Source organism: Acidovorax sp. GW101-3H11 (genome assembly GCF_001633105.1).
In the GTDB taxonomy this organism is placed as follows: Bacteria; Pseudomonadota; Gammaproteobacteria; order Burkholderiales; family Burkholderiaceae_C; genus Acidovorax.
The window spans coordinates 118,832-143,156 of the sequence record NZ_LUKZ01000029.1; the positions used below are offsets into that span (position 1 = coordinate 118,832).

The following is a 24,325-nucleotide window of genomic DNA, read 5'->3' on the forward strand; positions in this document are numbered from 1 at the left end:
GTAGCTATTAAAAGAATAGTAAATGTCCACGACCTCCTTCCCCCTGCTGCAGACCATCAACGACCCGGCAGACCTGCGCCAGCTGGCGCGCGCCGACCTCAAGGCGCTGGCTGCCGAGTTGCGCGAGTTTGTGGTGCACAGCGTCTCCCAGACCGGCGGCCATCTCAGCTCCAACCTGGGCACGGTGGAGCTGACCGTGGCCCTGCACCATGTCTTCAACACCCCCGAAGACCGTCTGGTGTGGGACGTGGGCCACCAGACCTACCCCCACAAGATCCTGACCGGCCGCCGCGAGCGCATGCACACGCTGCGCCAGCTGGGCGGCATCTCGGGCTTTCCGCAGCGCGCCGAAAGCATCTACGACACCTTTGGCACGGCGCATTCCAGCACCAGCATCTCGGCCGCGCTGGGCATGGCCCTGGCCGCCAAACGCAAGGGTGAAAACCGCCACGCCGTGGCCATCATCGGCGACGGCGCGATGACCGCAGGCATGGCCTTCGAGGCGCTGAACAACGCTGGTGTGGCCGACTGCAACCTGCTGGTGGTGCTCAACGACAACGACATGTCGATCAGCCCACCCGTGGGCGCGCTCAACCGCTACCTGGCCCAGCTCATGAGCGGCCAGTTCTACGCCGCCGCCAAGAACGTGGGCAAGACCGTGCTCAAGCCCGTGCCGCCCCTGCTGGAGCTGGCCAAGCGCTTCGAGCAGCAGGCCAAGGGCATGGTGGTGCCCGCCACCCTGTTCGAGAAATTCGGCTTCAACTACATCGGCCCCATCGACGGGCACGACCTCGACTCGCTGATCCCCACGCTCGAAAACATCAAGAGCCTCAAGGGCCCGCAGTTCCTGCATGTGGTCACCAAAAAAGGCCAGGGCTACAAACTGGCCGAGGCCGACCCCATTGCCTACCACGGCCCCGGCAAGTTCGACCCCAGCGTGGGCCTGACCAAGCCCGCCACGCCGCCCAAGCAGACCTTCACCCAGGTGTTCGGCCAGTGGCTGTGCGACATGGCCGCGCAGGACCAGCGCCTGGTGGGCATCACGCCCGCCATGCGAGAGGGCTCGGGCATGGTCGAGTTTGAAAAGCGCTTCCCCGACCGCTACTACGACGTGGGCATTGCCGAGCAGCACGCCGTGACCTTTGCCGCGGGCATGGCCTGCGAGGGCGTGAAGCCCGTGGTGGCGATCTACTCCACGTTTTTGCAGCGTGGCTACGATCAGCTGATCCACGACGTGGCGCTGCAGAACCTGCCCGTGGTGTTTGCGCTGGACCGCGCGGGCCTGGTGGGGGCCGACGGCGCCACGCATGCGGGCGCGTACGACATCCCGTTTGTGCGCTGCATTCCCAACATGGGCATGGCCTGCCCGGCCGATGAGCGCGAATGCCGCCAGCTGCTCACCACGGCCTTCGAGCAGAACCACCCCGTGGCCGTGCGCTACCCGCGCGGCAGCGGCGCGGGCGTGGCCCCGCTGGCGGGGCTGGACGGCCTGCCGTTCGGCAAGGGCGAGATCCGCCGCGAGCGCCAGGGCACCGATGCCAAGGCGCCGCGCATCGCCATCCTGTCGTTTGGCACCTTGTTGTACCCCGCGCTGGAGGCTGCCGAGTTGCTCGATGCCACCGTGGTCAACATGCGCTGGGCCAAGCCCATCGACGAGGCCTTGCTGCGCGACGTGGCCGAGCGCCACGATGCCTTGGTCACGCTCGAAGAAGGTGCGATCCAGGGTGGCGCAGGCAGTGCCGTGACCGAAGCCCTCCACACCCTGGGCATCGTGCGCCCCGTGCTGCAACTGGGCCTGCCCGATGTGTTCATCGAACACGGCGACCCGGCCAAATTGCTGGCCCTGCAGGGGCTCGACGCCGCAGGCATCCGCGCATCGATTGCCGCGCGTTTTCTGCCCGACAACGCCGCCTGAGCGCTTTGGCCGGGCGGTGCGCCCCGGCCGCCGCACCGCGCGCCGCCAGGGCGCGTGTGGGCACGCCGCCCAGCGGATGCTTGCAGAAGCCTGAAGGTGCACTGCCCACGCCGGATTTCGCGGGAAAACCCGCAAAAGTCCCCCGGGGCATGTTCCTACAATGGCCCTCGGCTGAATCGAGTCCTTGGCTTGCCGTGCACAACGCGTGCAGCCCAAGTTTTGCAATCAATATATCGGAGAGAACCTCATGGATCGTCGTTCAATCATCAAGCATGCTGGCATCGCCGGTGTGCTGGCTGCGGGCGCTGCGCCTGCTGTCCACGCCCAGGCTGCCATCCGCTGGCGTCTGGCTTCCAGCTTCCCCAAGTCGCTGGACACCATCTACGGTGGCGCCGATGTGTTCTCCAAGGCCGTCAAGGCCATGTCCGGTGGCAAGTTTGAAATCTCCGTGCACGCGGGTGGCGAGCTGATGCCTCCCTTCGGCGTGATGGACGGCGTGCAGCAAGGCACCGTGGAGATGTGCCACACCGTGCCTTACTACTTCTATGGCAAGAACCCCGCCTTCGCGCTGGGCTCGGCCATTCCCTTCGGCTTCAATGCCCGCCAGATGAACGCCTGGATGCTGCATGGCAACGGCCGCAAGCTGATGAACGAGTTCTACGCGAACTACAACGCCATCAGCTTCGCTGGCGGCAACACCGGCACGCAGATGGGCGGCTGGTACCGCAAGGAAATCAAGTCGCCAGCCGACTTCAAGGGCATGAAGATGCGCCTGGGCGGCGGCTTGGTGGGTGAAGTGATGCAGAAGCTGGGTGCCGTGCCCCAGAGCATCCCTGGCGGCGAAATCTACCAAGCCCTCGAAAAGGGCACGCTGGACGCTGCCGAGTGGGTGGGTCCTTACGACGACCAGAAGCTGGGCTTCAACAAGGTCGCTCCGTTCTACTACTACCCCGGCTGGTGGGAAGGTGGTCCTGAAGTGGACTTCTTCGTCAACCAGAAGGCGTTTGACGGCCTGTCGGCTGAGAACAAGGCCATCATCGAAGCCGCTACCAACGTGGCCCACATCGACATGCTGGCCAAGTACGACGCACTGAACCCCACGGCGCTCAAGCAACTGGTGGCTGCCAAGACCAAGGTGCTGCCGTTCTCGCAGGCGGTGATGGATGCCTCCTTCAAGGCCTCCATGGAAGTGTTCGCCGAGAACGATGCCAAGAGCCCCGAGTGGAAGAAGATCTACGCCGACATGCGTACCTTCCAGCGCGACCAGATCCTGTGGTTCCGCTTTGCCGAAGCCCGTTACGACACCTTCATGTCCGCGCAGAAGGTCTAAGCGCTGCGAACCCGTGCGGCCCAGTGCCGCAAGGTTCCAACGACCAACCCGCCAGGTTCGCCTGGCGGGTTTTTTTGTGCCTGCAGGTTTCTTCCCCTGTGCGGGGCCCATGCCTGTGCAGCTTCGGGGTGGGGTGAGCATGCACCACGGATACGTTGCCTTGTGGGTGATCCTGGAAACTGCCTTGCGCCAGCGCAGGGTGCCTTGTGCGGCATGCCAGGGTGGGGCGTGGTGCTTGCCCTTTTGCCCTGTGCATGGGGCGTATGCCGTGCCTGCAGTCCTTTGATGCCTTGATGGCGTGGCCGTATTGACGGCGTGCCGCTTGCCGCGTCTTTCTTTTCTGTCGGGGCATGCCACCCTCAAAGGGCGCACCGCTTTCCTCACAGGCGGCCTTCGGCATGTGGCCGTTTGTCGGGTCTGCGCAGCGCTGGCCCGTGTTCTGCCATGAAGCGGCCCCGCCCCGCACGTGCCCTGGCCCGGCGCACCTGCCAGGAGGCCATGAAAAAAGCCCCGGCGGAAGGCAATCCGCCGGGGCTTTTTTCTGGGTGCTGTGAGGGGCCGAGGGGTCGTGCCCCTTCAGCCGCGTGTCACATCACTTCTTCTCGTTGGCCATCGAGTCCTGCAAGGCCTTCAGCGGGTCATCGGCTGCGGGCGCTGCAGTGTCGCTGCCGGGGGCTGCTGCGGCGCCCTCCATGCCTGCGGTGGGGTCTGCGGCTTCGGCTGCCTCGCCGGGCATGGTGGCTTCCATTTCCATGCGCACCTTGTCGAGGTCATAGGCCACTTCCTTGTCGAGACCGCTGGAGACGATGCCGGGGAACGCAATGATCAGGCCCACCATCAGCAGCTGGATGCACAGGAAGGGAATGGCGCCCCAGTAGATCTGGGGCGTGGTCACCGGCGCAATCATCTTCTTGGTGACCTTGTCCATGTACTCCTTGGCCGGGGCCACGCTGCGCAGGTAGAACAGCGCAAAGCCGAACGGTGGGTGCATGAACGAGGTCTGCATGTTCACGGCCAGCAGCACGCCGAACCAGATCAGGTCAATGCCCAGCTTGTGGGCCACGGGGGCCAGCAACGGCACCACGATGAACGACAGCTCAAAGAAGTCCAGGAAGAACGCCAGGAAGAACACCATGATGTTCACGACGATCAGGAAGCCGAGCTGGCCGCCGGGCAGGCCGGTCAGCAGGTGCTCCACCCACAGCGGGCCGTCCACACCCTGGAAGGTGAGGCCGAAGATGGTGGCGCCCACCAGGATGAACACCACAAAACACGACAGCTTGGTGGTGGTGGTGATGGCCTGCTTGAGCAGCGACAGGGTCAGTCGGCCACGGATGATGGCCATGATGCCGGCGCCCAGTGCGCCCATGGCGCCGCCTTCGGTGGGGGTGGCAACACCCAGGAAGATGGTGCCCAGCACCAGGAAGATCAGCAGCAGCGGCGGGATCAGCACAAAGGTCACACGCTCGGCCACGCGGGAGAGCAGGCCCATGCGGGTGATCTTGTTGATGCTGGCGGCCACGAAGGCCAGTGCCACGCCAAAACACATGGAGACCACGATGGTTTCGTCCAGTGCGACCTTGTCCACGGTCTCGCCCGACCACCAGCTGTGCAGGGCGGGCATGTTCTTGGCGACATAGATCGAAGCGGCCACGCAGATGCCGGTCAGCACCAGCAGCGAAGGCACGCCGCTCTTGCCGTCGTCACCCCTGAGCGTGCGCGCTTCGGGGGGGATGGCGGGCACCCACTGGGGCTTGAAGACGGCCAGCAGGATGATGTAGAGCGCATAGAAACCGGTGAGCATCAGGCCGGGCAGAAAGGCGCCCTTGTACATGTCGCCCACGCTGCGGCCCATCTGGTCGGCAATGATGATCAGCACCAGCGATGGCGGAATGATCTGCGCCAGCGTGCCGGAGGCTGCAATCACCCCGGCGGCCAGCCGCCGGTCGTAGCCGTACCGCAGCATGATGGGCAGCGAGATCAGGCCCATCGAGATCACCGATGCGGCCACCACGCCCGTGGTGGCTGCCAGCAGCGCACCCACGAAGATCACGGCCAGTGCCAGGCCGCCACGGATGGGGCCGAACAGCTGACCGATGGTGTCCAGCAGGTCTTCCGCCATCCCGCTTCGCTCCAAGATGAGCCCCATCAGCGTGAAGAACGGGATGGCCAGCAGGGTGTCGTTCTGCATGATGCCGAAGATGCGCAGCGGCACGGCTTGCAGCAGGGCCTCGGGCAATACATTCAGCTCGATGCCGATGAAGGCGAAGAACAGGCCGCAGGCACCCAGGCTGAAGGCGACCGGGAAGCCCACCAGCAAGAAGCAGATGAGCCCCGCAAACATGATGGGGGCGAGGTTGTGGGTCAAGAATTCCATGGTGTGTGCTCCGCTCAGACGGCCTCGGTCTTGTTCTTGCCGTTGCCCTTGGCGGCTTCAGCCAGGTTGCGGATGGATTCGGCGAGTTCTTCCTCGGCCGTCTTCTCCACTTTCTTGAGCGTGGGGTCTTCGATCAGGCCTTGCAGGAAGCCCAGGCGCTTGATCAGCTCGGAGATGCCCTGCAGCCACAGCAGCGCAAAGCCCAGCGGCATCATCAGGTAGACGGGCCAGCGGATCAGGCCGCCCGCGTTGTTCGACATTTCGCCCGAGGCCAGCGCGCGGGTGAAGAAGGGAATGCCATACCAGAGCACGGCCAGGCACATGGGCGTGAGGAAGGCGATGTAGCCAAACACGTCGATCCAGATCTGCGTGCGCTTGGAAAAGCGGCTGGAGATCACGTCCACCTTCACATGCTCGCCCTGCAGCAGCGTGTAGCCTGCGGCCAGCAGGAACGATGCGGCAAACAGGTACCACTGCACTTCCAGGAAGGCGTTGGAGCTGATGTTGAACGCTTTGCGCACCACGGCGTTCACGCCGCTGATGACCGTGGAGGCCAGGATCAGCCAGACCACGTATTTGCCGACCTGGGTGTTAAGCCAGTCGATCCCCCTTGATAACTTCAATAGAGCCTGCATGGTGTCTCCAATAAAAAGGCTGTGCGTACCGATGTGCCGGGCCGCCAGCGGGTGTGCGCAGCGGCTCGACAAACTTTTACAACGGCGCGATTCTACGGAGCACTGTAGGCCCAGGCTGACGGATGCGTGACGGTGTTATCCCTCAGCAGGCTCTTGCTCTTTAGCTATCAAAAATAGAGCAATTAGGGTTTCTTCCTAGATGCCGTTGCCCGCTTTTTCCCGCTGAACTGCCACCAGGGCAGCACCGTGCTCATGGCCAGCACCTCGCCGCAGCGCAGGGGGCTGTAGCCGGGCAGGGTGGCCATGTGCGCCAGCCATTCGGGGGTTTGCAGCAGGGTGCGCAGGGCCAGCGTGGCGGGTTGGTCCAGGCTGGCTTTCAGGCAGGCTAGGTGGTAGCGCTCGTGCACCAGCGGCACAAAGTCCAGCCCGCGCGCGCGCGCGGCCAGTTCGATGCCCATGCCCACATCGGCGGCCCCGGCGGCCACGGCCTGGGCGATGGCGGTGTGGGATGGCTCGTTGAGCGCATAGCCGACGATGCCCTGTGCATCCAGCCCTGCCTGGGTCAGCAGGTCGTCCAGCAGCACCCGCGTGCCGGTGCCCAGTGGCCGGTTCAAGAAGCGCGCGCCGGTGCGGGCCACGTCTTGCAAGCTGTGCAGCGCCAGCGGGTTGCCCGGTGCCACGATGAGGCCCTGCGTGCGCTGCGCAAAGCCGATGATCTTGTGCAGGCCCGGCTGCAGCAGGGGCTGGTAGGTGTGGGCGGTGAGCGAGTCGGCCCCGGCCTTGTCCACCGTGTGGAAGCCTGCGAGCGTGCAGCGCCCCTCGTTCAGTGCGCGGATCGCGTCCACGCTGCCGGTGAAGCGGATATCCAGGTGCAGCGCGCCCGCATCGGCCTGCGCGGCGTGCGTGCGCAGCGCCACCAGGGCGTCGTCGTGGCTGGCGTACAGGGTGAGCACATGGGCGTTGGGGTCGAAGGCCACGGCAAACGCACGTTCCAGGTCGGCGTGCAGCGCGGCAATCTGGGGTGCCAGCCGCGCCTGGGCCTGGCGTTCGGCCCACAGCAGCTTGGCGCCGAACTCGCTGAGCTGCGCCGACTGGCCCTTGCCCCAGATGATCAGCTCGCCGCCCAGCTGGTCCTCCCAGCGCTTGAGCGCGCCCCAGACATGGCGGTATGAGAGGTCCAGCGCCCGTGCGGCACCCGAGATGGAGCCATGTTCTGCCACGGCCTGCAGCAGCTCGGGCAGCGGGTTGCGGATGAGGGCGTTGCCTGCATCCTTGCTGAGTGTGTAGTGAAGTTGGACCCTATGCACGGACGTTCATATCGCTGGATATTGGATGGGTGCCTACGATAGCCCAAACCGATCCTCTGGCCCATGTCTACTCTCTCCGAAAGCGCGGTCACAGCGCTGCAGCTCACCCTCTCCTCCGACCCCGTCCTCTGGACCATCGTGGGCCGCTCCTTGTCTGTCAGCGCCACCGCCTGCCTGCTGGCCTGCGGCATGGGCCTGGTGCTGGGCGCCTGGCTGGGCGTGGCCCGTTTCACGGGGCGCGGGGCGGTGCTGGCGGTGCTCAACACCCTGCTGGCCGTGCCCTCGGTGGTGGTGGGGCTGGTGGTGTACCTGGTGCTCTCGCGCAGTGGGCCGCTGGGGTCGCTCGGCTGGCTCTTCAGCTTCAAGGCCATGGTGCTGGCGCAGGCCATTCTGGTGCTGCCTGTGGTCACGGCGCTCACGCGCCAGGTGGTGGAAGACGCCGAGCGCGCGCATGGCGAGCAGCTGCGCTCCATGGGCGCAGGCCCGCTGCTGCGGGCCCTGCTGCTGGCCTGGGACGAGCGCTATGCGCTGCTCACGGTGCTGCTGGCGTCGTTCGGCCGTGCTATTTCTGAGGTGGGCGCGGTGATGATTGTGGGCGGCAACATCGACGGCTTCACGCGCGTGATGACCACCGCCATCGCGCTGGAGACCAGCAAGGGCGACCTGCCCCTGGCGCTGGCGCTGGGCATCATCCTGCTGGCCGTGGTGCTGGCGCTCAATGTGCTGATTGCGCTGCTGCGCCGCTGGCGCGAGCGGGTGGATGGCTCGGCAAGCGGCACGGCGGTGGGGGTGGCGGCATGAGCGGCGCACCCAGCACCCCCTGGGCCGACCTGCGCCAGGTGACGGTGCGCTACGGCCGCGTGCCCGCGCTAGAGCAGGTCACGCTGCGCATCACCCCCGGCGAGCGCGTGGCGCTGGTGGGCGCCAACGGCAGCGGCAAAAGCACCTTGCTGCGCGTGCTCAATGGCCTGGCGGGCACACAGGCCGGGGGCCTGCACTGCGACGCCACCTTGCGCCAGGCCATGCTGTTCCAGCGCCCGCACATGCTGCGCACCAGCGCGCAGAACAACGTGGCGCTGGGCCTGTGGTTGCGCGGCACGCGCTGGCGCGATGCGCGGCTGCAGGCGCTCACGGCGCTGCAGCGCGTGGGCCTGCAGGACATCGCCGCGCAAAACGCCCGCACGCTGTCGGGCGGCCAGCAGCAGCGGGTGGCGCTGGCCCGCGCCTGGGCGCTGCGGCCCGATGTGCTGCTGCTCGACGAGCCCACCGCCAGCCTCGACCCCCATGCCAAGCGCGAGGTCGAGGCCCTGATGGCCGACTTTGCCGCCAGCCACGGCGCGGCGGGCCCGGCCCACCCCGTGACCATGGTGTTCAGCAGCCACAACCTGGGCCAGGTCAAGCGCCTGGCCAGCCGCGTGATCTACCTGGAGCACGGCCGCCTGGTGGCCGACCTGCCGGTGCACGACTTTTTCAACGGCCCCCTGCCGGAGGCCGCCCGTTTGTTTGTCAAAGGAGAACTGGGATGATGGCGATGACGAGAAACTTCAAGCTTTTTAAGCCTCTTGCGCGCGTCCAGTATGCGCTGATAGCTACTATTTTTGTAGCAAATGGCGCTGCATCGGCCCAGAACATCACCATGGCGTCCACCACGTCCACCGAGCAGTCGGGCCTGTTTGGCCACCTGATGCCCGAGTTCAAGAAGGCCAGCGGCCTGGATGTGAAGGTGGTGGCCTTGGGCACCGGCCAGGCGCTCGACATGGCGCGCCGGGGCGACGCCGATGTGCTGTTCGTGCACGACCAGGTGGCCGAAGAGAAGTTTGTGGCCGACGGCTGGGGCGTGAAGCGCTACCCCGTGATGTACAACGACTTCATCCTGATCGGCCCCAAGGACGACCCGGTGGGCACCAAGGGCAAGGACATCGTGGCGGCGCTGCAGAAGCTGGCCACGGCCAACGGCAACTTTGTCTCGCGCGGCGACAAGAGCGGCACGCACGCGGCCGAGCTGCGCTACTGGAAGCTCGCGGGTGCCGACGCGGCCAAGGGCAGCGGCTACAAGGAATGTGGCTGCGGCATGGGCCCTGCGCTCAACATCGCCGCGTCGAGCGGCGCCTATGTGCTGGCCGACCGAGGCACCTGGCTCAACTTCAAGAACCGCGCCGACCTGGCCGTGCTGGTCGAAGGCGACACCAAGCTCTTCAACCAGTACGGCGTGATGGTGGTCAACCCCGCCAAGCACCCGCATGTGAAGGCGCAGGACGCGCAGAAGTTTGTGGACTGGGTGGTGTCGCCCGCCGGCCAGCAGGCCATCGCGGGCTACAAGATCGGGGGCGAGCAGCTGTTCTTCCCCAACGCAGCGAAGTGAGCGGGCGCCATGGCACGCCGTTCTTTGGTGGCTGTGGCTGCAGCCGCCGTGTGGGCCCTGGCCGGTTGTTCGGCGGGCCCTGCCAAGGCGCCCGTGGCTGACGCGGCCCCTGTGCTGGTCCATGCCGCAGGCAGCCTGCGCGAGGCCTTCACCGACATCGCACGCGACCACGAAGCCCGCACGGGCCAGAAAGTGGCGCTGGCCTTTGGCGCCTCGGGCCTGCTGCGCGAGCGCATCGAAAAAGGCGAGCCCGCGCAGATGTTTGCCTCGGCCGACACCGACCATCCCCAGCGCCTGGCGGCCCGGGGCGGCTGGTCGGCCCCGGTGGTGTTCACACGCAACGCGCTGTGTGCGCTGACCAGCGAGCAGATCAGTGCCACGCCCGACACCCTGCTGGCCACCTTGCTGCGCAGCGATGTGCGCGTGGGCACCTCCACGCCCCAGGCCGACCCATCGGGCGACTACGCCTGGGCGCTGTTCCGCCAGGCCGACAAGATTCAGCCGGGTGCCTATGCCCAACTGGACGCCAAGGCCCTGAAGCTCACAGGCGGTGCGGATTCGCCCAAGCCGCCCGCAGGCCGGGGCACCTACGCCTGGGTGATGGACCAGCGCCAGGCCGATGTGTTCCTGACTTACTGCACCAATGCCGTGGCCGCACAGACCGAGGTGCCGCGTCTGCGCGTGGTGCAGTTGCCGCCCGCGCTGCAAGTGGGCGCAGCCTATGGCCTGACGGTGCGCGCCGATGCGCCTGCGGCAGCGCAGGCCTTTGCCGAGGCGCTGCGCCAACCGGCGGCGCAGGCGGTGCTGCGGCGGCTGGGGTTTGGAGCACTTTGACCACGGCACGCAGCGGGCGCTGATTTGGTGTGCACACGCCGCGTCCGCCTGCCTGGTGGGGCGGCACGGCGTGTTTTTTTAGCCGCGTTCAGTCGTCATCCCGGTGGTGGCTGCTGCGCCAGATGGCCCGCACCAGCCACAGGCCACACACCACGGCGCCAAAGAAACCCAGAAAACCAAACGCAGGCAATCCGAACAGCGTGGGCCCGCCCTTCACGGTCATCACGATGGACGAGCCGATGATCAGCGCCGCAATCACCAGCGCCATCGCCAGGCGGTTGGCCGAGCGGTCGATCTGGTCGCCCACGCGCTTGAGGTGGGCCAGCTCGATGCCCACCTGCAGGTGCCCACGCCGCGCATTGCGCAACAGCCGCCCGATGTCGTCCGGCAACTGCTCCGCCGTGGCCAGCACCCGCCGCAGCGCGGTCCAGGCGCGCCCGGCCAGCGCCTCGGGGCGGTAGCGGCGGCGCACCACCTGCTGGAGCACGGGCAGGGTCTCGGTGGCCATGTGAAAGCCCGGGTCCAGGTTGCGGCCCATGCCTTCGAGCGAGATGAAGGCCTTGATCAGCAGCGCCAGGTCGGGCGGCAGGTCCAGGCGGTGCTCGCGCAGGATGGCGCTCACGTCCGCCAGCATCTGGCCCAGGCTCAGCTGCGCCAGCGGCACGCCATGGTACTGGTCCACAAAGGCCTCGACCTCGGTTTCGAGCTGGCCCAGGTTCAGGCCCGGCGCGTCACCCGTCCAGTCCAGCAGCACATCGGCCACCACCTGGGGCTGGTGCTCCACCAGGCCCAGCAGCAGCTGCAGCAGCTCGTCGCGCCGCCGCTGCGACAGGCGCCCCACCATGCCGAAGTCGATGAAGGCAATGCGGTTGCCCGGCAGGTAGAACACGTTGCCCGGGTGCGGGTCGGCATGGAACAGGCCGTCTTCCACAATCATCTTGATCACGGCCTGCGCGCCCCGCTGCGCCAGCACGCGGCGGTTGAAACCCGCCTCGGGCGTGAGCGCGGCCAGCGCACTGCCGGGCGTGCCGTCGATGAAGTCCTGCACGTTGATGCGCTCGCGCGTGTAGGCCCAGTGCACACGCGGGATCACGATGTGGGGCAGCGCTTCGGCCATGTTGGCCGCAATGCGCTCGGCCTGGCGGCATTCGCCCGCCAGGTCCAGCTCGCGCCGCAGCGAACGCGCGAATTCGCGCACCAGCTGCTGCGGCCGGTAGGGCTTGAGCGCGGGCAGTTCGGCCTCGGCCAGCGCGGCCAGGCGCTGCAGCAGGCGCAGGTCGGCGTGGATGGTGTCGGCAATGCTGGGGCGGCGGATCTTGACCACCACCTCGGTGCCGCCATGCAGGCGGGCGCGGTGCACCTGGGCGATGGAGGCGGCGGCCAGCGGGGTGGTATCGAACCAGGCAAACACCTCTTCGGGCTCGGCGCCCAGGTCTTCGCGCAGTTGCGGGCGCAGGGCGTCTAGCGGCACGGCGGGCACCTGGCTGTGCAGCTTCTCGAACTCGGCAATCCACTCGGGGCTGAACAGGTCGGCCCGGCCGGCGAGGATCTGGTCGAACTTCACAAACGTCGGGCCCAGTTCTTCGAGCGCCAGCCGCACCTGCACCGGCGGCTCGACGCGGGCCAGGTCGGCAGCGTGTGCCCAGTTCAGCGCCTGGCCCGCGCGCTCCAGCCGGTCGGCCAGGCCCAGGCGGCGCACGGTGTCGCCAAAGCCGTGGCGCACCATCACGCCCAGGATTTCCTTCAGACGCCCCAGGTCGCGGGCGGTGTCCAGCGTTTCGATGAGCATGGGGCCATCATAGGTTCAGAAGCCCAGCGCAGGCTTGTTCACCATCAGGTAGAACACCACGGCCATGGCCACAAAGGCTGGGTAGCCCAGCGCCTCCCACCAGCGCGCATAGCGCCAGTACAGCGGGGGCAGCACGCCATCGCCCTGCACGGCCTGCGCAGCCATGTCGCGCATGCGCAGCTGCAGCCACACCACGGGCAGCCAGCAGGCCCCGGCCACCAGGTACAGCGCGATGGACACAGCCAGCCACGGCGTGCTCCAGGGCAGACCCGCCATCGCCGCCATGGCCAGCCCGGTGGCGGGCTGGATAAGCACCGTGGGCGTGGTGAACCACCAGTCCGCCCGCACCACCAGGCGCGTGACCACGGCCTGCGCCTGCACATTGCCGCTGCGGTTGGTGAAGAACATGTAGAACGCCGAGCCGAGCCCGGTGCCCACCAGCAGCACGCTGGAGACGATGTGCAGCCACTTGAGGGTGAGGTACAGGCTCATGGCGACTTCGCGCGTTCGTCCTGCAGCAGCACCAGCAGGATGGCGGCAATGGGCAGGTTTTTGGTGAGCGGGCCCAGCGGGTGCAGCCACCAGGACGGGTCGATGGCGCTGGCCAGCAGGGTCATGATCCCCATCAGCACCAGGGCTGCAAGGTAGGCGGCTCGGCCGGGGCGCCAAGCCATCCAGACGCCCAGCGCCGCGTCGGCGGCGGCACCGGCCAGGATGAGTGAGGGCGCCAGCCCGGCGATGTTGGTCCATGCAGGGGGCAGGCTGACCAGCAGCGCACGGCTTTGCCCGTTCAGTTCCACCACGCTCACCAGGGCCGTGGCCAGCCACACGAAGACGAGGCTCCAGCGCAGCAAACCATGCGCGGCGGGCGTCATGCCTCCTCCACGGTGTCTGTCACCATGCCCCACTTCGCAAACTCGGGCGCAAAAGACGCCAGCGGCAGCAGGCCGGTGCTGGTGTGGGCTCCAGTGGGCAGGCCCTGCCCGGCGGCCAGTTGCCGGGCCAGCAGGATGGTGGCCATGCAGGGGATCTCGGGGCCGTGGTCGTGGTCGGCCGCAATGTGCCACGCGCGTTGGCGCGGCTGGCCCTGGGCGTCGGCACCTGCCACGCGCACCACCATGCCGCCCAAGGGGGTGCCCAGGGCGTCGAGCACGCCGCCGGTGCGGTGCAGCAGCCCCGCCAGCTTTTCGGGGTGGGGCAGCAGCCCCCAGTGGCGCAGGGCGGCCAGGGTGGCGAAGCTGCGCTGCGCGATGCCCACTTCCAGCGCGGCGCGGAACAGGACGCTATCGCGCACCCGATAGTGGGCCGGGAAAATCTCCAGATCCGGGATGTCGCACACCGCCCCCAGGCGTGGCCGCAGGCGGTGGAACTGTACGGGGGTGGGCGCTGCCCAGCCCCGGCGGGCTTGCCAGCGGCCGCCTTCCCACACGGGAATCGGCAGCCCGCAATAGCTCAGCACGGCGGCCAGCGTGGCCTCGCCGCGTGGCGCGCGCTGTGCGGGGGCGATGCAGATGTCGATGCCGTCGATGTGCTGCCAGCCTGCGCACAGGTGGTCGATGACGGCCGACGACAGCGCGGGCACGGTGCTGGCTCCGGTCACGGCGGTGCACCCGGCCGCTGCAAACGTGGCCTGCAGCGCTGCCGGAAAGTCGCACACAAACCGGCGCCCGTCGGCCAGGTCGATGTAGTGCGCGCCCGCCTCGGCAGCGGCCTGGGCCACGCCATAGGCCTGGGCTTGGAAGGGGCCTGCCGTGTGGATCACCAGGCCCACGCCCAGCGTACGCAGCCGTTCGGCCAGGCCGGGCGCCTGGTGGTCCAGCGCGATGCCTTGCGCGCCGTGGCCCAGGGTGTGCGCCAGGGCCTGGGCGCGGGTGGCATGGCGGCCTGCTACCAGCAGTTCGATGCCATGGTCGGTGGCCGTGTCGCCCGCCAGCGCACGGCAGATGCGTGCGCCAAAGTTGCCGTAGCCGCCGAGGACCAGGGTTTTGAGGGCTGCCATCGTTCAGGCCCCGCGCGGCTTGGGGTGCAAGCCTTCAAGGCGTCGCGCGTTCGCACCGGTCGTTAATCGTCTGCATTGTTTTGTCCATGCCATGACCACCCTGCTCTCCCCTTTGCGCTTTGTTTCTGCGGGCCATCATACGGTCGATGGGAGCCGGTTTCGGACGGGGTCAGTTCACGATGGCAACGCCCTTGACCTGGGCAAACACCGCCCGGCCCGGCGCCAGCGCCAGCGCCTGGGCCGACCGCTGGGTGACCCGCGCCAGCAGCCGCGTGGCCCCGGCATCCAGCGCCACCATGCACTGGCCCGGGCTGTCTTCGGCCACGGCCACCACGGTGGCGGGCAGGATGTTGAGGATGCTGCTGTCGCTGGGCGCGGCCAGGGCCAGGCTCACGTCGCGGGCCTGCACGCGCAGGCGCAGTGCCTCGCCCGGCGCACGCGCCGTGGGGCTGACCAGCAGCAACTGCCCGCCGCTGAACCCCACGGTGGTGATGTGGTCGCGCGCATCGTGTTGCTGCACCGTGCCTTCGATCACCGTGGCGGCTGCATCGCCATGGGCCAGGGGCAGGTCCAGGCGGGTGATCAGCTCGCCCGTGGGGCCCTGGGCCAGCACGCGGCCTTCGCGCAGCAGCACCATGTGGCTCGCCAGCCGTGCGACCTCGTCGATGGCGTGGCTCACGTACAGCACGGGGATGTCGAGCGCGCGGTGCAGCTTTTCTAGATAGGGCAGGACCTCGGCCTTGCGCTGCGCGTCCAGCGCGGCCAGGGGTTCGTCCATGAGCAGCAGGCGCGGGCTGGTGGCCAGCGCACGCGCAATGGCCACGCGCTGGCGCTCGCCGCCCGACAGGGCCTGGGGCTTGCGCTCCATCAGGTGGCCGATGCCCAGCAGTTCCACGGCCTGCTCCAGCGCCACCTGGCGGCGCGCGGGCGGCGTGCGCTGCAGGCCGTAGGTGATGTTGCCGCGCACGTTCAGGTGGTCGAACAGGCTGGCCTCCTGAAATACATAGCCCAGCGCGCGTTCGTGGGTGGCGCGCCAGAGCTTCGCTGCGTCGTCCTGCCAGACCTCGCCATTGACCACCACGCGGCCGGGCTGGGCGCGGGCCAGGCCCGGGTTCGGACGATTGCGGGTCAAGCCCGTATCTGGGTAGTTGCGGGTCAAGCCCGCAATGGCGCGCAGGCAGGTGGTCTTGCCGCAGCCCGAGGGGCCGAACAGCGCCGTCACGCCACGCCCGGGCAGGTGCAGATCCACGTTCAGCGTGAAGCCGGGGCGCGCCAGGTGCAGGCGGGCGTCGATGGAGGGCAGGGGCGGTGCGGTTTCCATCATTGCCTCACGACACCATGGACGCGCGGCGCCGCGTGAGGTTCAGGCCCAGCAGCACGAGGAAAGAGAACACCACCATGCCCCCGGCCAGCCAGTGCGCCTGGGCGTATTCCAGCGCCTCCACATGGTCGTAAATCTGCACCGACACCACACGCGTCACGCCGGGGATGTTGCCGCCCAGCATGAGCACCACGCCGAACTCGCCCACGGTGTGCGCAAAGCTCAGGATGGCTGCGGTGATGAAGCCCGGGCGGGCCAGCGGCAGCGCCACGGTAAAAAACCGGTCGATGGGCCCCGCGCCCAGTGTGGCGGCAGCCTCCAGCGGGCGTGTGCCGATGCTTTCAAACGCGTGCTGCAGCGGTTGCACCGCGAACGGCAGCGAGTAGATGAGCGAGCCCACCACCAGCCCCCAGAAGGTGAAAGGCAGCGTACCCAGGCCCAGGCTTTGTGTGAGTTGCCCGATGGGGCCATGTGGCCCCAGGGTGATCAGCAGATAGAAACCGATCACCGTGGGCGGCAACACCAGGGGCAGCGCCACCACGGCCGACACCGGCCCGCGCCAGCGCGACGGCGTGTGCACCAGCCACCAGGCCAGCGGCGTGCACAACACCAGCAGCAGCACCATGGTGGTGCCCGCCAGCCGCAGCGTGAGGCCGATGGCTGCCAGGTCAGCGCTGGAGAAGGGCATGGCAGGGCATAGAAGAGAAAGTGGGCCGAAGGGGGTCAGAAACTATAGCCGTGCGACCGGATGATGGCCTTCGCCTTGTCGCCCTTGAGGTACTGCATCAGCGCAGTGGCCGCCGCATTGCCCCTGCCCGACTCCAGCAGCGCGGCGTCCTGCCTAATAGGCTCGTGCAGGTCGGCGGGCACCTGCCACGCCGAGCCGCTCGTGATCTTGCCGTCGGCCATCACCTGCGACAGGGCCACAAAGCCCAGTTGCGCGTTGCCGGTGGCCACAAACTGGTGGGTCTGGGCAATGTTCTCGCCCTGCACAAAGCGCGGCTGCAGCCGCGCGGTCACCCCCAGCTTGTCCATGGTCTGCATGGCGGCCAGGCCGTAGGGGGCCAGCTTGGGGTTGGCAATGGCCAGGTGCTTGAAGTCGCCGGTCTTGAGCACGCTGCCCTGGGCGTCCACATAGCCGGGCTGGGCGCTCCACAGCACCAGCGTGCCGATGGCGTAGGTGAAGCGCGCGCTGGCCACGGCCTTGCCCTCCTTCTCCAGCCGGGCGGGGGTGGTGTCGTCGGCCGACAGCAGGATCTGGAACGGCGCGCCGTTGGCGATCTGCGCATAGAACTTGCCCGTGGCGCCAAACGACAACTCGGCCTTGTGGCCGGTGTCGGCCTCGAAGGCCGCAGCGATCTTCTGCATGGGGGCCGTGAAGTTGGCGGCCACTGCGACAGAGACGGTGTCGGCCTGCGCTGCCTGTACGGAGGCCAGCGCGAGACCGATCCAGCCAACGATGGCGCGAAGCGCGGGAGCGGGGTGGTGGAACATGGCGGTGGACGCGAGGGTGTCGTTATTCAAAAATGGAATAGCGAGTATAGACACCCCGCTGACGGCCTGCCCGCGATGGCTTGTATGTGAGATGGGAGCCAGGGGCGAAGGGACGAAGACCTTGCCGGTGGCACCGCCGTGCAGCAGACCGCCTGATGGGCGTCACTCTTCAGTGCACACCTGGTTGCGCCCTTGGGCTTTGGCCCGGTAGAGCGCTGCGTCGGCCCGCTTGAGCGTGGCCTCGATGTCCGCATCGCCCGGGCCCCATTGCGCCAGCCCGACGGAGGCCGTGACATGCACCGCGCGCCCATCGCGCAGGGCCACGGCGGTGGTCTGCAGGGCCAGGCGCAGGCGTTCGGCCGCAGTCACCGCTTCGGCCAGCGGGGTGCCGGGCATGAGCACGGCAAACTCTTCGCCGCCGATGCGCGCGGGCAGGTCGATGCTGCGCAGCTGGGCCACCAGCAGCTGCGCCAGCTGCACCAGCACATCGTCGCCCCCGGCGTGGCCGTATTCGTCGTTGATCTTCTTGAAAAAGTCCACGTCCAGCATCAGCACACAGAACACCTGCATGCTGCGGCGGCTGCGCGCGATTTCGTGTTCGGCCTTGTCGTAGAAGTCACGCCGGTTGCTCAGGCCGGTCAGCGCGTCGCTGCGCGCCATGCGCTCCAGCTGGGCCTGCACACGCTTCTTCTCGGTGTGGTCGAACACCGTGGAGCGGCTGGCCACAAAGCGGCCCTGGGCATCGTGGATGGCGGTGGCGCTGATCAGGATGGGCATGGCCGTGCCGGAGGCGGTCAGCAGCTCCATCTCCAGGTCCTTGATGTGCCCTTCGTGCATGAACTGGGGAAAACGGTCCTGGAAGATCTGCTGGCTGGCCGGTGTCAGGAAGTCGGCATAGGCCCGGCCCTGCACCAGTGCCAGCGGCAGGCCCAGCCATTGCAGCTCGGTCTGGTTCATGCGCAGCACACGGCCTTCCTGGTCGAGCGAGTGGTAGCCGCAGGGCGCGTGGTCGTACAAATCCTGCACCTGCTCGCGTGCGTTCACGGCCACGTCGCGGTCACCGCGCATGGCCGCCTCGCTGCGCTGGGTGGCATCAAACTGCTCGGCAATGGCCGCAAGCTCTGACACCCGCAGGGGCACGGGCCTGCTGCGGGGATCGGCAGACCCGTTCATGGCGTGGGCCACGGCCTTCATCTGGCGCAGCAGGTAGCGCGAGAACGCCATGGCAGTGACCACCGACAGCCCCATCCACAGCAGGCCCAGGCCCGCCATGTGCCACAGCATGTCCGTCAGGGGGCCGTGCAGGATGGTCTGCGGCACGGCCACGCCCAGGTACCAGTCGAAACCGAACACGGGCCGCACCAGGTTCATGGTGGGCGTGCCTTCCAGCGTGGCGCCCAAAAAGGGGGTGGGTTTCCCGGCGGAGAGGATGCCTTGCCGGAACGTTGCGCTGGCCGGTTTGCCCACATACCGCGCCGCATCGTGGCTGCGCGCCACCACCGTGCCTTCGGCGTCGGTGATGCCCGCAATCCAGCCTGCGGGCAGGCGCTCAGCGGCCACCAGGCTGTTGAGCGAGTCCACGGCCAGGATGCCGCGCAAGGCGTAGGTGGCCTCGCCCTCGCGCGCCAGTGGCACGGTGAGTGCGACCACCTGGATGGGACTCACCGGGGAAGAGAAGGGGCCGGACACATTTGGGCTCTGGGTGCGCAGCGCGGCGGCAACGCGGTCGGCGGCGCTCACGGGCAGGTCGGTGCGCCCAAACGGGGCGGCCGTCAGGAAAAGGATGCGGTCCTGGGTGACCAGGGTGATCGCGCGGATATCGGGGTCGCGGGCGACAACACGCTTGGCGTGGAGGTACAGGCCGGGCGCGTCCAGCGCCAGGGCGGCATCGGATTCGGCCAGCGCGTTGAGGGTGCCCAGGGTGCTGTGCAGCTTTTCTGCCACGCTGTGGGCCAGCTCGTCGCTGCGGCGCTCCAGCTGCTCCACCAGGGTGCGCTGCTGGAACTCCTTGAACTCCCACACCACCGACAGCGCAAACACCAGCAGCGGCAGGGTCGTCAGCAGCGACAGGCCCAGCAGCCACATGCGCAGGCGCAGGCGCACGGTGCGTGGCGGGAGCGTGGTGGGGTGCATGGGCCGCAGCGTAGCCGCTTTTGGGGCGTGGCGAAACGCTGTTTTGCCCGGAGCCCCGGTCGGCTGCAACCGCCGCGTTTCAGGGGTGGTGCGGCCCTGTGGTGCCGGGTGTGGTGAGCCAGGCCACGGCCCGGCGGGCCAGCGGTGCGGCCAGCATCACGGCCGGAAAGGCCAGCAGCCACGCGGTCAGCCAGGCGTTCATCCACGGGCCCACAAAGCCCTGCTGGGGCGGGAGGCTGCGGTAGGTGGCAATGCCCGACACCAGCAGTGACATGGTGCCCGACAGGATCAGGCTGAACAGCGCCGGGCCGTAGCGCGCGGGGATCATGCCGCGATCTCCTCGTGGGACGGGTGTGCGGCTGCCGCACCCAGGCGCAACAGGGTGTGCGCGAAATGTCGGCCAAACATCCGGGCCGTCTTCACATCGCCCGGGGCAAAAGCGTTGGCGGGCGAGCCGTGGCCCGTCTGGGCCATCAGGCCCGACCAGGAGCCCAGCCGGTTCGCTGCCTCGTCGTACGGCACACCGGCATGCTGCTCGGGCAGGATGGGGTTGCCCACCCACACCATGCCGTGCTGCATGGCAAACACAAACATCGACAGCAGCGTGGACTGCTTGTCACCCGCAGGCAGCGACGACACGGTGAAGCCCGCTGCGAGCCGGTTCTTGAGCTGCTGCGTCTTCCACAGGCGGCCGGTGGCGTCCATGAAGGTCTTGAACGGCCCGGACACCCCGCCCAGGTAGGTGGGCGAGCCGAGGATGACGCCGTCGTAGCGCAGCAGGGCGTCGGGGGTGTGGGCCAGGTCTTCGGCCCGGACCAGCTCGGCCTGGATGCCGGGAACGCCCCGGGCGCCCTGGCAGACCTGCTGCGCGATGTGGGCGGTGTGGCCGTGGGCGCTGTGATAGATGATGGCGATGTGTTGCATGGTGTGCTTTCCTTGGGTGGTTTCTGAGGGGGGCTTCTGGGGGAGCGCGCGCGAGACGGTCATCGTGAAACCAGGCCGATGGCCAGCGCGGACAGGTACAGGCCGAAGCCAAAAACGGTGTGGTTGGCCAGGCTGCGCAGGCAGTTCTTGAGCGGCGTGGGCGTGCGCGATGCGGCAAAGCCCGCGCCCATGGCCGGTTGCATCACCAAAAGCGGCGCGGCCACGGTACCGACGCCCAGGGCCAGTGCGGGCAGCAGGGTGGGGCTGCGCACCCAGTCCGCGCCCTGAATGCCCACCAGCACCGTGGCAAAGCCCACGCCCACGGCGTAATGCGTGAGCCAGCCCCAGGCTTTTTCACCCCGGATGGGCGCCGCCTTGGCGATGGCTGCGTGGGCGAACTGGCCGCGCAGCAGATGGCCCACCCAGCGGCCGATGAACGCGAAGTTGAGCGTGGGCACGCCCAGGCGCTGGAGCAGCACCAGCCAGGCGTCCATGACGGCGGTGGCACCCACGCCGATCAGCAGGGCGAGCGGGAGGTCTTGCCATTGGAATGCCATAAAAAACTCCTTGGACGGTTGCCGTGAAAACGGGTTGAATTCACGGTTGAATGGACTGTAGAAGTTCAAGTCAACTTGAAGTCAAGGGCTTGTTGGAGGTTTTTTTATGGACATTGCAGAAGTTGCCAAACGCTCGGGCCTGCGGGCATCGACGCTGCGGTACTACGAAGAAAAGGGGCTGGTGCACTCGGTGGCCCCGCCGGGCGAGCGGCGCCGGTTTGCGCCCGGCGTGCTGGACCAGCTGGCGCTGATTGCGCTGGGGCAGTCGGCGGGGTTCTCGCTGGACGAGATCCGCTCCATGTTCCTGCCCGGCGGCGAGCCCCACATCGACCGGCAACTGCTCTCGGCCAAGGCCGACGAGCTGGACGCCATGGTCAAGCGCCTCAAGGCCATGAGCAATGGTCTGCGCCACGCCGCCGCCTGCCCGGCCGAAAGCCATGCGCAATGCCCGTCCTTTCAGCGGCTGTTGAAGGCGGCGGCAGACGGTGCGCTGGCGCGCCAGCAACAGCGGGCCAAGCCGGTCGCGGGGCTGCGCCGCAAGGCGGGCTGAAGAGCGTGCATGGCGGGCCCTGTGAGGCATCATCAGCCCATGCCTGCTTCACTCTCCCTCACCGACGCGCTGGGCCATGCGCTGACCGACAAACGCATCGACATCCTGCGCCAGATTGGCGCCTGTGGCTCCATCTCGCAGGCCGCCCGCGCCGTGGGCGTGAGCTACAAGGCCGCGTGGCAGGCGGTGGACACACTCACCAACCTCGCGGGCACACCGCTGGTGGCCCGTGCCGTGGGCGGGGCGGGCGGCGGCGGCGCGCAGCTGACCGAGGCAGGCCACCAGCTGTTGGCCGCCGCCGATGCGATGGCGCAGGCGCGCGGTGCCGTGCTGGCCCGCTGGCAGGCCACACCCCACGCGGGCCCGGCACTGGCGCGGCTGGCGGTGCGCACCAGCATGCGCAACCAGCTGCCCTGTGTGGTGGACCGGCTCACGGTGCAGGGGCAGATCGTGGGTGTGCACCTGCGGCTGGAGGGGGAGGGCGCAGGCGCCGTGGCACTGGCCGCACGCATCACCCGCGAGAGCGCCGAGCTGCTGGGCCTGCAGCCAGGGCTGGCCGTGCTGGCGCTGTGCAAGGCCACGGCGGTGCGGGTGGAGCGTGGCGGGCGCGCGGCATCTGCGATTGCCACTGCGGCGCCCGCTGGCACCCTGCAGCTGCCCGGCCGGGCCACGCGTGTGGTGCGGGGTGCATCGGGCGATGAGGTGTCGGCCGAACTGGCGGCGGGCCTGCACATGGTGGGTTTTGCCGCGCCCCACAGCGGGCTGCGCGCGGGCAGTGCCGTGGTGCTGGTGGTGGAGGAAAACGCCGTGGTGCTGGCGCTCGCAGAACTCTGATCGGCCTTGTTCTGTGAGATGTTGATGCTATATATTTGATAGCTTAAAAGGCAATAGGGTCGCGCGCAAAGGCCATTTTTTGATCAAAATTTTGACGGTGATGGACAGCGCGAGGGCGGGGTAGGCTGGCGCGGCGCTGCTCACAGCCCCTTGGGCGTGCCCAGCTTGCGGTACACCGTAGCGCGGCTGATGCCCAGTGCACGGGCCGCCTCGGCCACGTTGCCCCGGGCGTCCAGCACGGCCTGGCGGATCAGGGCGGTCTCGGCCTCGCGCAGCGGTGCGGCCACTGGCGGGGGGGCGGAACCCAGGGGCGCGGCCCCGGTGGTGCTGAACGCGCTGACGGGGTTGGCGGCGCTGCTGCGGTGGGCGTGCGCGGGCCACTGGGCCAGGGCCTGCAGGCGCAGGCCCGACCACAGGGGCAAATCCAGCGGCTGCACGGGGTGGCGCCGGGCTGCGTCAAACAGCATGGTCCAGGGCATGGCCAGCAGGTCGCTGCAGTGGGTGGACGTTCCGGCGGCGCGCAAGGGCTGGGGCACCAGCTGGCGGGCCATGCTGTTGGCGCCCACCACGCAGCCGTCGGCGTCGAGTGCGAGCAGGCCGTCGCCTTCGCCGCCCAGTGTGCAGCCGGGCCAGTTCACACGCAGCAGCAGCGCATGGGGGCGCTGCAGCAGCAGGGCGTCTTCCATGGCGCGGGCCGAGCGCGCCACCAGGTGGCGCAGCTCGGGCCGCTCGGGCACGTCGATGCCGGTCAAGTCCAGCATGCCCACGCACTGGCCCTGGGGGTCGAACAGCGGTGCGCCCGCGCAGCTGTAGCTGCCGTTGTCGTCCAGAAAATGTTCGCCCCGGTGCAGCCACACGGGCTGCAGCTCGGCCAGCGCCGCGCCAATGGCCGTGGTGCCCACGGCGGCTTCCGAGAGGTCGATGCCCACGCGGCCGATGCTGCTGGCGCGCGGGTCGCTCGGGTCGCAATGGCCCTGCACCTCGACCACGGTGCCCCGGGCGTCCGTCAGGATGGCGAAGTAGCGCATGCCCGCAATGGCGCGCGTGAGCTGCTCCAGCACGGGGCGGGCTGCGCGCAGCAGGGCATGGTTCTGCTCCAGGCTGTGGCGCAGCGCCGGGGCGCTCACGGCATCGAACACCACACGCTGCGTGGGGTCCATGCCCTGCGCCAGGCAGCGCTGCCACGACCGCGCTATCCAGGGCTCCACCTCCGCGCGCAGGGGCGCTGCGCCATCCGCCAGCAGGGTCTGGCGGGCCTGCGCAATCAGCGCGTGGCGGTGGGCGGTGGAGCTGGGGGCGGAGGACAGCATGGTGATCCGAATCCTTGAGCTGCGCATGATGCGCCGGTGTGCGCTGCAACATGTTTCATTTTGAGAATATCCAGCGAGGGGCCCCGCAAATCTAGGGTTGTCCCTAGGGAATGTGGCGAGTACGGGGCACAAGATGCATTGGCTTATCCAGCCAAAAACCCTTCCAGGAGACAGCCAGATGCAAGTCCAGTTCACGGTCAACGGGCGCGCTGCCAGTGTTGACGTCCCTCCCAACACCCTGCTTGTCCATGCGCTGCGAGAGCACCTGCTGCTGACCGGCACCCATGTGGGCTGCGACACCAGCCAGTGCGGCGCCTGCACCGTGCACGTCAACGGCCGCGCCGTCAAATCCTGCGCCATGCTCGCCGTGCAGGCCCAGGGCGCCGAGGTGACCACCATCGAAGGCATGGCCGCCGCCGACGGCACCATGCACCCCATGCAGGCCGCGTTCAAGGAATGCCACGGCCTGCAGTGCGGCTTCTGCACGCCCGGCATGGTGATGAGCGCGGTGGACCTGTGCAAGAACCACCCCGGCGCGAGCGAGGGCGAGATCCGCGAGCTGCTCGAAGGCAACATCTGCCGCTGCACGGGCTACCAGAACATCGTGCGCGCGGTGCAGGTCGGCCAAAAAGCCATGGCTTCGGCTTAAACACA

24 protein-coding genes are annotated in these 24,325 nt (G+C 68.1%); 9 read left to right on the forward strand and 15 right to left on the reverse strand.

The window, feature by feature from the left end; genetic code table 11:
* Positions 1–22: 22 nt before the first annotated feature.
* The gene (dxs, locus tag A1D30_RS20915; RefSeq protein ID WP_063462655.1) at positions 23–1,915 is read left to right on the forward strand and encodes a 1-deoxy-D-xylulose-5-phosphate synthase; all 1,893 of its coding nucleotides are present in this window, start codon (positions 23–25) and stop codon (positions 1,913–1,915) included.
* Between the two features lie 247 nt (positions 1,916–2,162).
* Complete coding sequence (locus A1D30_RS20920) at positions 2,163–3,245, forward strand: TRAP transporter substrate-binding protein (RefSeq protein WP_063462656.1); 1,083 nt, start codon at positions 2,163–2,165, stop codon at positions 3,243–3,245.
* 592 nt (positions 3,246–3,837) lie between these two features.
* On the opposite strand, the gene A1D30_RS20925 is transcribed toward A1D30_RS20920, so the two are convergent.
* The 3 genes from A1D30_RS20925 to A1D30_RS20935 all read right to left on the reverse strand — a co-directional run bounded on the left by A1D30_RS20925 (position 3,838) and on the right by A1D30_RS20935 (position 7,564).
* A complete protein-coding gene (locus tag A1D30_RS20925; protein ID WP_063462657.1) occupies positions 3,838–5,622 on the reverse strand; it encodes a TRAP transporter large permease subunit in 1,785 nt (594 codons plus the stop codon).
* A 14-nt stretch (positions 5,623–5,636) separates the two neighbouring features.
* On the reverse strand, positions 5,637–6,257 hold the full coding sequence (locus A1D30_RS20930; RefSeq protein ID WP_063462658.1) for a TRAP transporter small permease subunit: 621 nt from the start codon (positions 6,255–6,257) through the stop codon (positions 5,637–5,639).
* A gap of 182 nt (positions 6,258–6,439) precedes the next feature.
* Positions 6,440–7,564, reverse strand: a complete 1,125-nt coding sequence (locus tag A1D30_RS20935) for a substrate-binding domain-containing protein (protein WP_063462659.1) — start codon at positions 7,562–7,564, stop codon at positions 6,440–6,442.
* A gap of 63 nt (positions 7,565–7,627) precedes the next feature.
* Between A1D30_RS20935 and A1D30_RS20940 the strand changes: the two genes are divergently transcribed.
* From A1D30_RS20940 to A1D30_RS20955, 4 genes are read left to right on the forward strand one after another with little or no spacing between them, the layout of a single operon-like run.
* On the forward strand, positions 7,628–8,365 hold the full coding sequence (locus A1D30_RS20940) for an ABC transporter permease (RefSeq protein ID WP_063462660.1): 738 nt from the start codon (positions 7,628–7,630) through the stop codon (positions 8,363–8,365).
* On the forward strand, positions 8,362–9,090 hold the full coding sequence (locus A1D30_RS20945) for a phosphate ABC transporter ATP-binding protein (protein ID WP_063462661.1): 729 nt from the start codon (positions 8,362–8,364) through the stop codon (positions 9,088–9,090). The genes A1D30_RS20940 and A1D30_RS20945 overlap by 4 nt, the downstream gene beginning before the upstream one ends.
* 5 nt (positions 9,091–9,095) lie before the next feature.
* Positions 9,096–9,926, forward strand: coding sequence for an extracellular solute-binding protein (locus A1D30_RS20950; RefSeq protein ID WP_063462727.1), 831 nt, complete (start codon positions 9,096–9,098; stop codon positions 9,924–9,926).
* 9 nt (positions 9,927–9,935) lie between these two features.
* Complete coding sequence (locus A1D30_RS20955) at positions 9,936–10,760, forward strand: molybdate ABC transporter substrate-binding protein (protein WP_063462662.1); 825 nt, start codon at positions 9,936–9,938, stop codon at positions 10,758–10,760.
* A gap of 88 nt (positions 10,761–10,848) precedes the next feature.
* Here A1D30_RS20955 and A1D30_RS20960 read toward each other — a convergent pair whose 3' ends face one another.
* From A1D30_RS20960 to A1D30_RS21010, 11 genes are all read right to left on the reverse strand, one after another.
* On the reverse strand, positions 10,849–12,549 hold the full coding sequence (locus A1D30_RS20960) for an AarF/UbiB family protein (RefSeq protein ID WP_063462663.1): 1,701 nt from the start codon (positions 12,547–12,549) through the stop codon (positions 10,849–10,851).
* Positions 12,550–12,564: 15 nt separating this feature from the next.
* Positions 12,565–13,041 carry a DUF2269 domain-containing protein gene (locus tag A1D30_RS20965; protein WP_063462664.1) on the reverse strand — a complete coding sequence of 159 codons (477 nt, stop codon included), beginning with the start codon at positions 13,039–13,041 and terminating at the stop codon, positions 12,565–12,567.
* A complete protein-coding gene (locus A1D30_RS20970; RefSeq protein ID WP_063462665.1) occupies positions 13,038–13,424 on the reverse strand; it encodes a DoxX-like family protein in 387 nt (128 codons plus the stop codon). The genes A1D30_RS20965 and A1D30_RS20970 overlap by 4 nt, the downstream gene beginning before the upstream one ends.
* Positions 13,421–14,548: a saccharopine dehydrogenase NADP-binding domain-containing protein gene (locus A1D30_RS20975; protein WP_063462666.1), complete on the reverse strand. Its 1,128-nt coding sequence runs from the start codon at positions 14,546–14,548 to the stop codon at positions 13,421–13,423. Before A1D30_RS20975 ends, A1D30_RS20970 begins: the two co-directional genes overlap by 4 nt.
* Before the next feature lie 169 nt (positions 14,549–14,717).
* A complete protein-coding gene (gene modC / locus A1D30_RS20980; protein ID WP_063462728.1) occupies positions 14,718–15,869 on the reverse strand; it encodes a molybdenum ABC transporter ATP-binding protein in 1,152 nt (383 codons plus the stop codon).
* Positions 15,870–15,876: 7 nt separating this feature from the next.
* Positions 15,877–16,557: a molybdate ABC transporter permease subunit gene (gene modB / locus A1D30_RS20985; RefSeq protein WP_063462667.1), complete on the reverse strand. Its 681-nt coding sequence runs from the start codon at positions 16,555–16,557 to the stop codon at positions 15,877–15,879.
* 35 nt (positions 16,558–16,592) lie between these two features.
* Positions 16,593–17,363 carry a molybdate ABC transporter substrate-binding protein gene (modA, locus tag A1D30_RS20990; protein ID WP_063462668.1) on the reverse strand — a complete coding sequence of 257 codons (771 nt, stop codon included), beginning with the start codon at positions 17,361–17,363 and terminating at the stop codon, positions 16,593–16,595.
* A 162-nt stretch (positions 17,364–17,525) separates the two neighbouring features.
* The gene (locus A1D30_RS20995; RefSeq protein WP_063462669.1) at positions 17,526–19,496 is read right to left on the reverse strand and encodes a diguanylate cyclase; all 1,971 of its coding nucleotides are present in this window, start codon (positions 19,494–19,496) and stop codon (positions 17,526–17,528) included.
* Between the two features lie 79 nt (positions 19,497–19,575).
* A complete protein-coding gene (locus A1D30_RS21000) occupies positions 19,576–19,824 on the reverse strand; it encodes a DUF2798 domain-containing protein (RefSeq protein WP_063462670.1) in 249 nt (82 codons plus the stop codon).
* Positions 19,821–20,420 (reverse strand): flavodoxin family protein, encoded by a 600-nt coding sequence (locus A1D30_RS21005; protein WP_063462729.1) that lies wholly within the window; start codon positions 20,418–20,420, stop codon positions 19,821–19,823. The genes A1D30_RS21000 and A1D30_RS21005 overlap by 4 nt, the downstream gene beginning before the upstream one ends.
* Before the next feature lie 59 nt (positions 20,421–20,479).
* Complete coding sequence (locus tag A1D30_RS21010; protein WP_063462671.1) at positions 20,480–20,977, reverse strand: DUF2938 domain-containing protein; 498 nt, start codon at positions 20,975–20,977, stop codon at positions 20,480–20,482.
* 106 nt (positions 20,978–21,083) lie between these two features.
* On the opposite strand from A1D30_RS21010, the gene A1D30_RS21015 reads away from it, so the two are divergent.
* Both A1D30_RS21015 and A1D30_RS21020 read left to right on the forward strand, forming a co-directional pair.
* Positions 21,084–21,527, forward strand: a complete 444-nt coding sequence (locus A1D30_RS21015; RefSeq protein ID WP_063462672.1) for a helix-turn-helix domain-containing protein — start codon at positions 21,084–21,086, stop codon at positions 21,525–21,527.
* 39 nt (positions 21,528–21,566) lie between these two features.
* Entirely contained in the window at positions 21,567–22,361 is a 795-nt protein-coding gene (locus A1D30_RS21020) for a TOBE domain-containing protein (protein ID WP_063462673.1), read from the forward strand.
* 140 nt (positions 22,362–22,501) lie between these two features.
* Here A1D30_RS21020 and A1D30_RS21025 read toward each other — a convergent pair whose 3' ends face one another.
* The gene (locus A1D30_RS21025; protein ID WP_063462674.1) at positions 22,502–23,671 is read right to left on the reverse strand and encodes a helix-turn-helix domain-containing protein; all 1,170 of its coding nucleotides are present in this window, start codon (positions 23,669–23,671) and stop codon (positions 22,502–22,504) included.
* A gap of 178 nt (positions 23,672–23,849) precedes the next feature.
* On the opposite strand from A1D30_RS21025, the gene A1D30_RS21030 reads away from it, so the two are divergent.
* The gene (locus tag A1D30_RS21030; RefSeq protein ID WP_063462675.1) at positions 23,850–24,320 is read left to right on the forward strand and encodes a (2Fe-2S)-binding protein; all 471 of its coding nucleotides are present in this window, start codon (positions 23,850–23,852) and stop codon (positions 24,318–24,320) included.
* Positions 24,321–24,325: the final 5 nt, after the last annotated feature.

Excerpts from the sequence above, each read along its gene's own strand:
- A1D30_RS20960 (WP_063462663.1), bottom strand. The coding sequence starts at position 12,549 with ATGCTCATCGAAACGCTGGACACCGCCCGCGACCTGGGGCGTCTGAAG.
- A1D30_RS20975 (WP_063462666.1), bottom strand. The coding sequence starts at position 14,548 with ATGGCAGCCCTCAAAACCCTGGTCCTCGGCGGCTACGGCAACTTTGGC.
- A1D30_RS21020 (WP_063462673.1), top strand. The coding sequence starts at position 21,567 with ATGCCTGCTTCACTCTCCCTCACCGACGCGCTGGGCCATGCGCTGACC.
- A1D30_RS20940 (WP_063462660.1), top strand. The coding sequence starts at position 7,628 with ATGTCTACTCTCTCCGAAAGCGCGGTCACAGCGCTGCAGCTCACCCTC.
- A1D30_RS21005 (WP_063462729.1), bottom strand. The coding sequence starts at position 20,420 with ATGCAACACATCGCCATCATCTATCACAGCGCCCACGGCCACACCGCC.
- A1D30_RS21030 (WP_063462675.1), top strand. The coding sequence starts at position 23,850 with ATGCAAGTCCAGTTCACGGTCAACGGGCGCGCTGCCAGTGTTGACGTC.
- A1D30_RS20995 (WP_063462669.1), bottom strand. The coding sequence starts at position 19,496 with ATGCACCCCACCACGCTCCCGCCACGCACCGTGCGCCTGCGCCTGCGC.
- A1D30_RS21000 (WP_063462670.1), bottom strand. The coding sequence starts at position 19,824 with ATGATCCCCGCGCGCTACGGCCCGGCGCTGTTCAGCCTGATCCTGTCG.
- A1D30_RS20945 (WP_063462661.1), top strand. The coding sequence starts at position 8,362 with ATGAGCGGCGCACCCAGCACCCCCTGGGCCGACCTGCGCCAGGTGACG.
- A1D30_RS21010 (WP_063462671.1), bottom strand. The coding sequence starts at position 20,977 with ATGGCATTCCAATGGCAAGACCTCCCGCTCGCCCTGCTGATCGGCGTG.
- A1D30_RS20930 (WP_063462658.1), bottom strand. The coding sequence starts at position 6,257 with ATGCAGGCTCTATTGAAGTTATCAAGGGGGATCGACTGGCTTAACACC.
- A1D30_RS20925 (WP_063462657.1), bottom strand. The coding sequence starts at position 5,622 with ATGGAATTCTTGACCCACAACCTCGCCCCCATCATGTTTGCGGGGCTC.
- modB (WP_063462667.1), bottom strand. The coding sequence starts at position 16,557 with ATGCCCTTCTCCAGCGCTGACCTGGCAGCCATCGGCCTCACGCTGCGG.
- modA (WP_063462668.1), bottom strand. The coding sequence starts at position 17,363 with ATGTTCCACCACCCCGCTCCCGCGCTTCGCGCCATCGTTGGCTGGATC.
- A1D30_RS21025 (WP_063462674.1), bottom strand. The coding sequence starts at position 23,671 with ATGCTGTCCTCCGCCCCCAGCTCCACCGCCCACCGCCACGCGCTGATT.
- A1D30_RS21015 (WP_063462672.1), top strand. The coding sequence starts at position 21,084 with ATGGACATTGCAGAAGTTGCCAAACGCTCGGGCCTGCGGGCATCGACG.
- A1D30_RS20965 (WP_063462664.1), bottom strand. The coding sequence starts at position 13,041 with ATGAGCCTGTACCTCACCCTCAAGTGGCTGCACATCGTCTCCAGCGTG.
- A1D30_RS20970 (WP_063462665.1), bottom strand. The coding sequence starts at position 13,424 with ATGACGCCCGCCGCGCATGGTTTGCTGCGCTGGAGCCTCGTCTTCGTG.
- A1D30_RS20920 (WP_063462656.1), top strand. The coding sequence starts at position 2,163 with ATGGATCGTCGTTCAATCATCAAGCATGCTGGCATCGCCGGTGTGCTG.
- A1D30_RS20950 (WP_063462727.1), top strand. The coding sequence starts at position 9,096 with ATGACGAGAAACTTCAAGCTTTTTAAGCCTCTTGCGCGCGTCCAGTAT.
- A1D30_RS20955 (WP_063462662.1), top strand. The coding sequence starts at position 9,936 with ATGGCACGCCGTTCTTTGGTGGCTGTGGCTGCAGCCGCCGTGTGGGCC.
- dxs (WP_063462655.1), top strand. The coding sequence starts at position 23 with ATGTCCACGACCTCCTTCCCCCTGCTGCAGACCATCAACGACCCGGCA.
- modC (WP_063462728.1), bottom strand. The coding sequence starts at position 15,869 with ATGGAAACCGCACCGCCCCTGCCCTCCATCGACGCCCGCCTGCACCTG.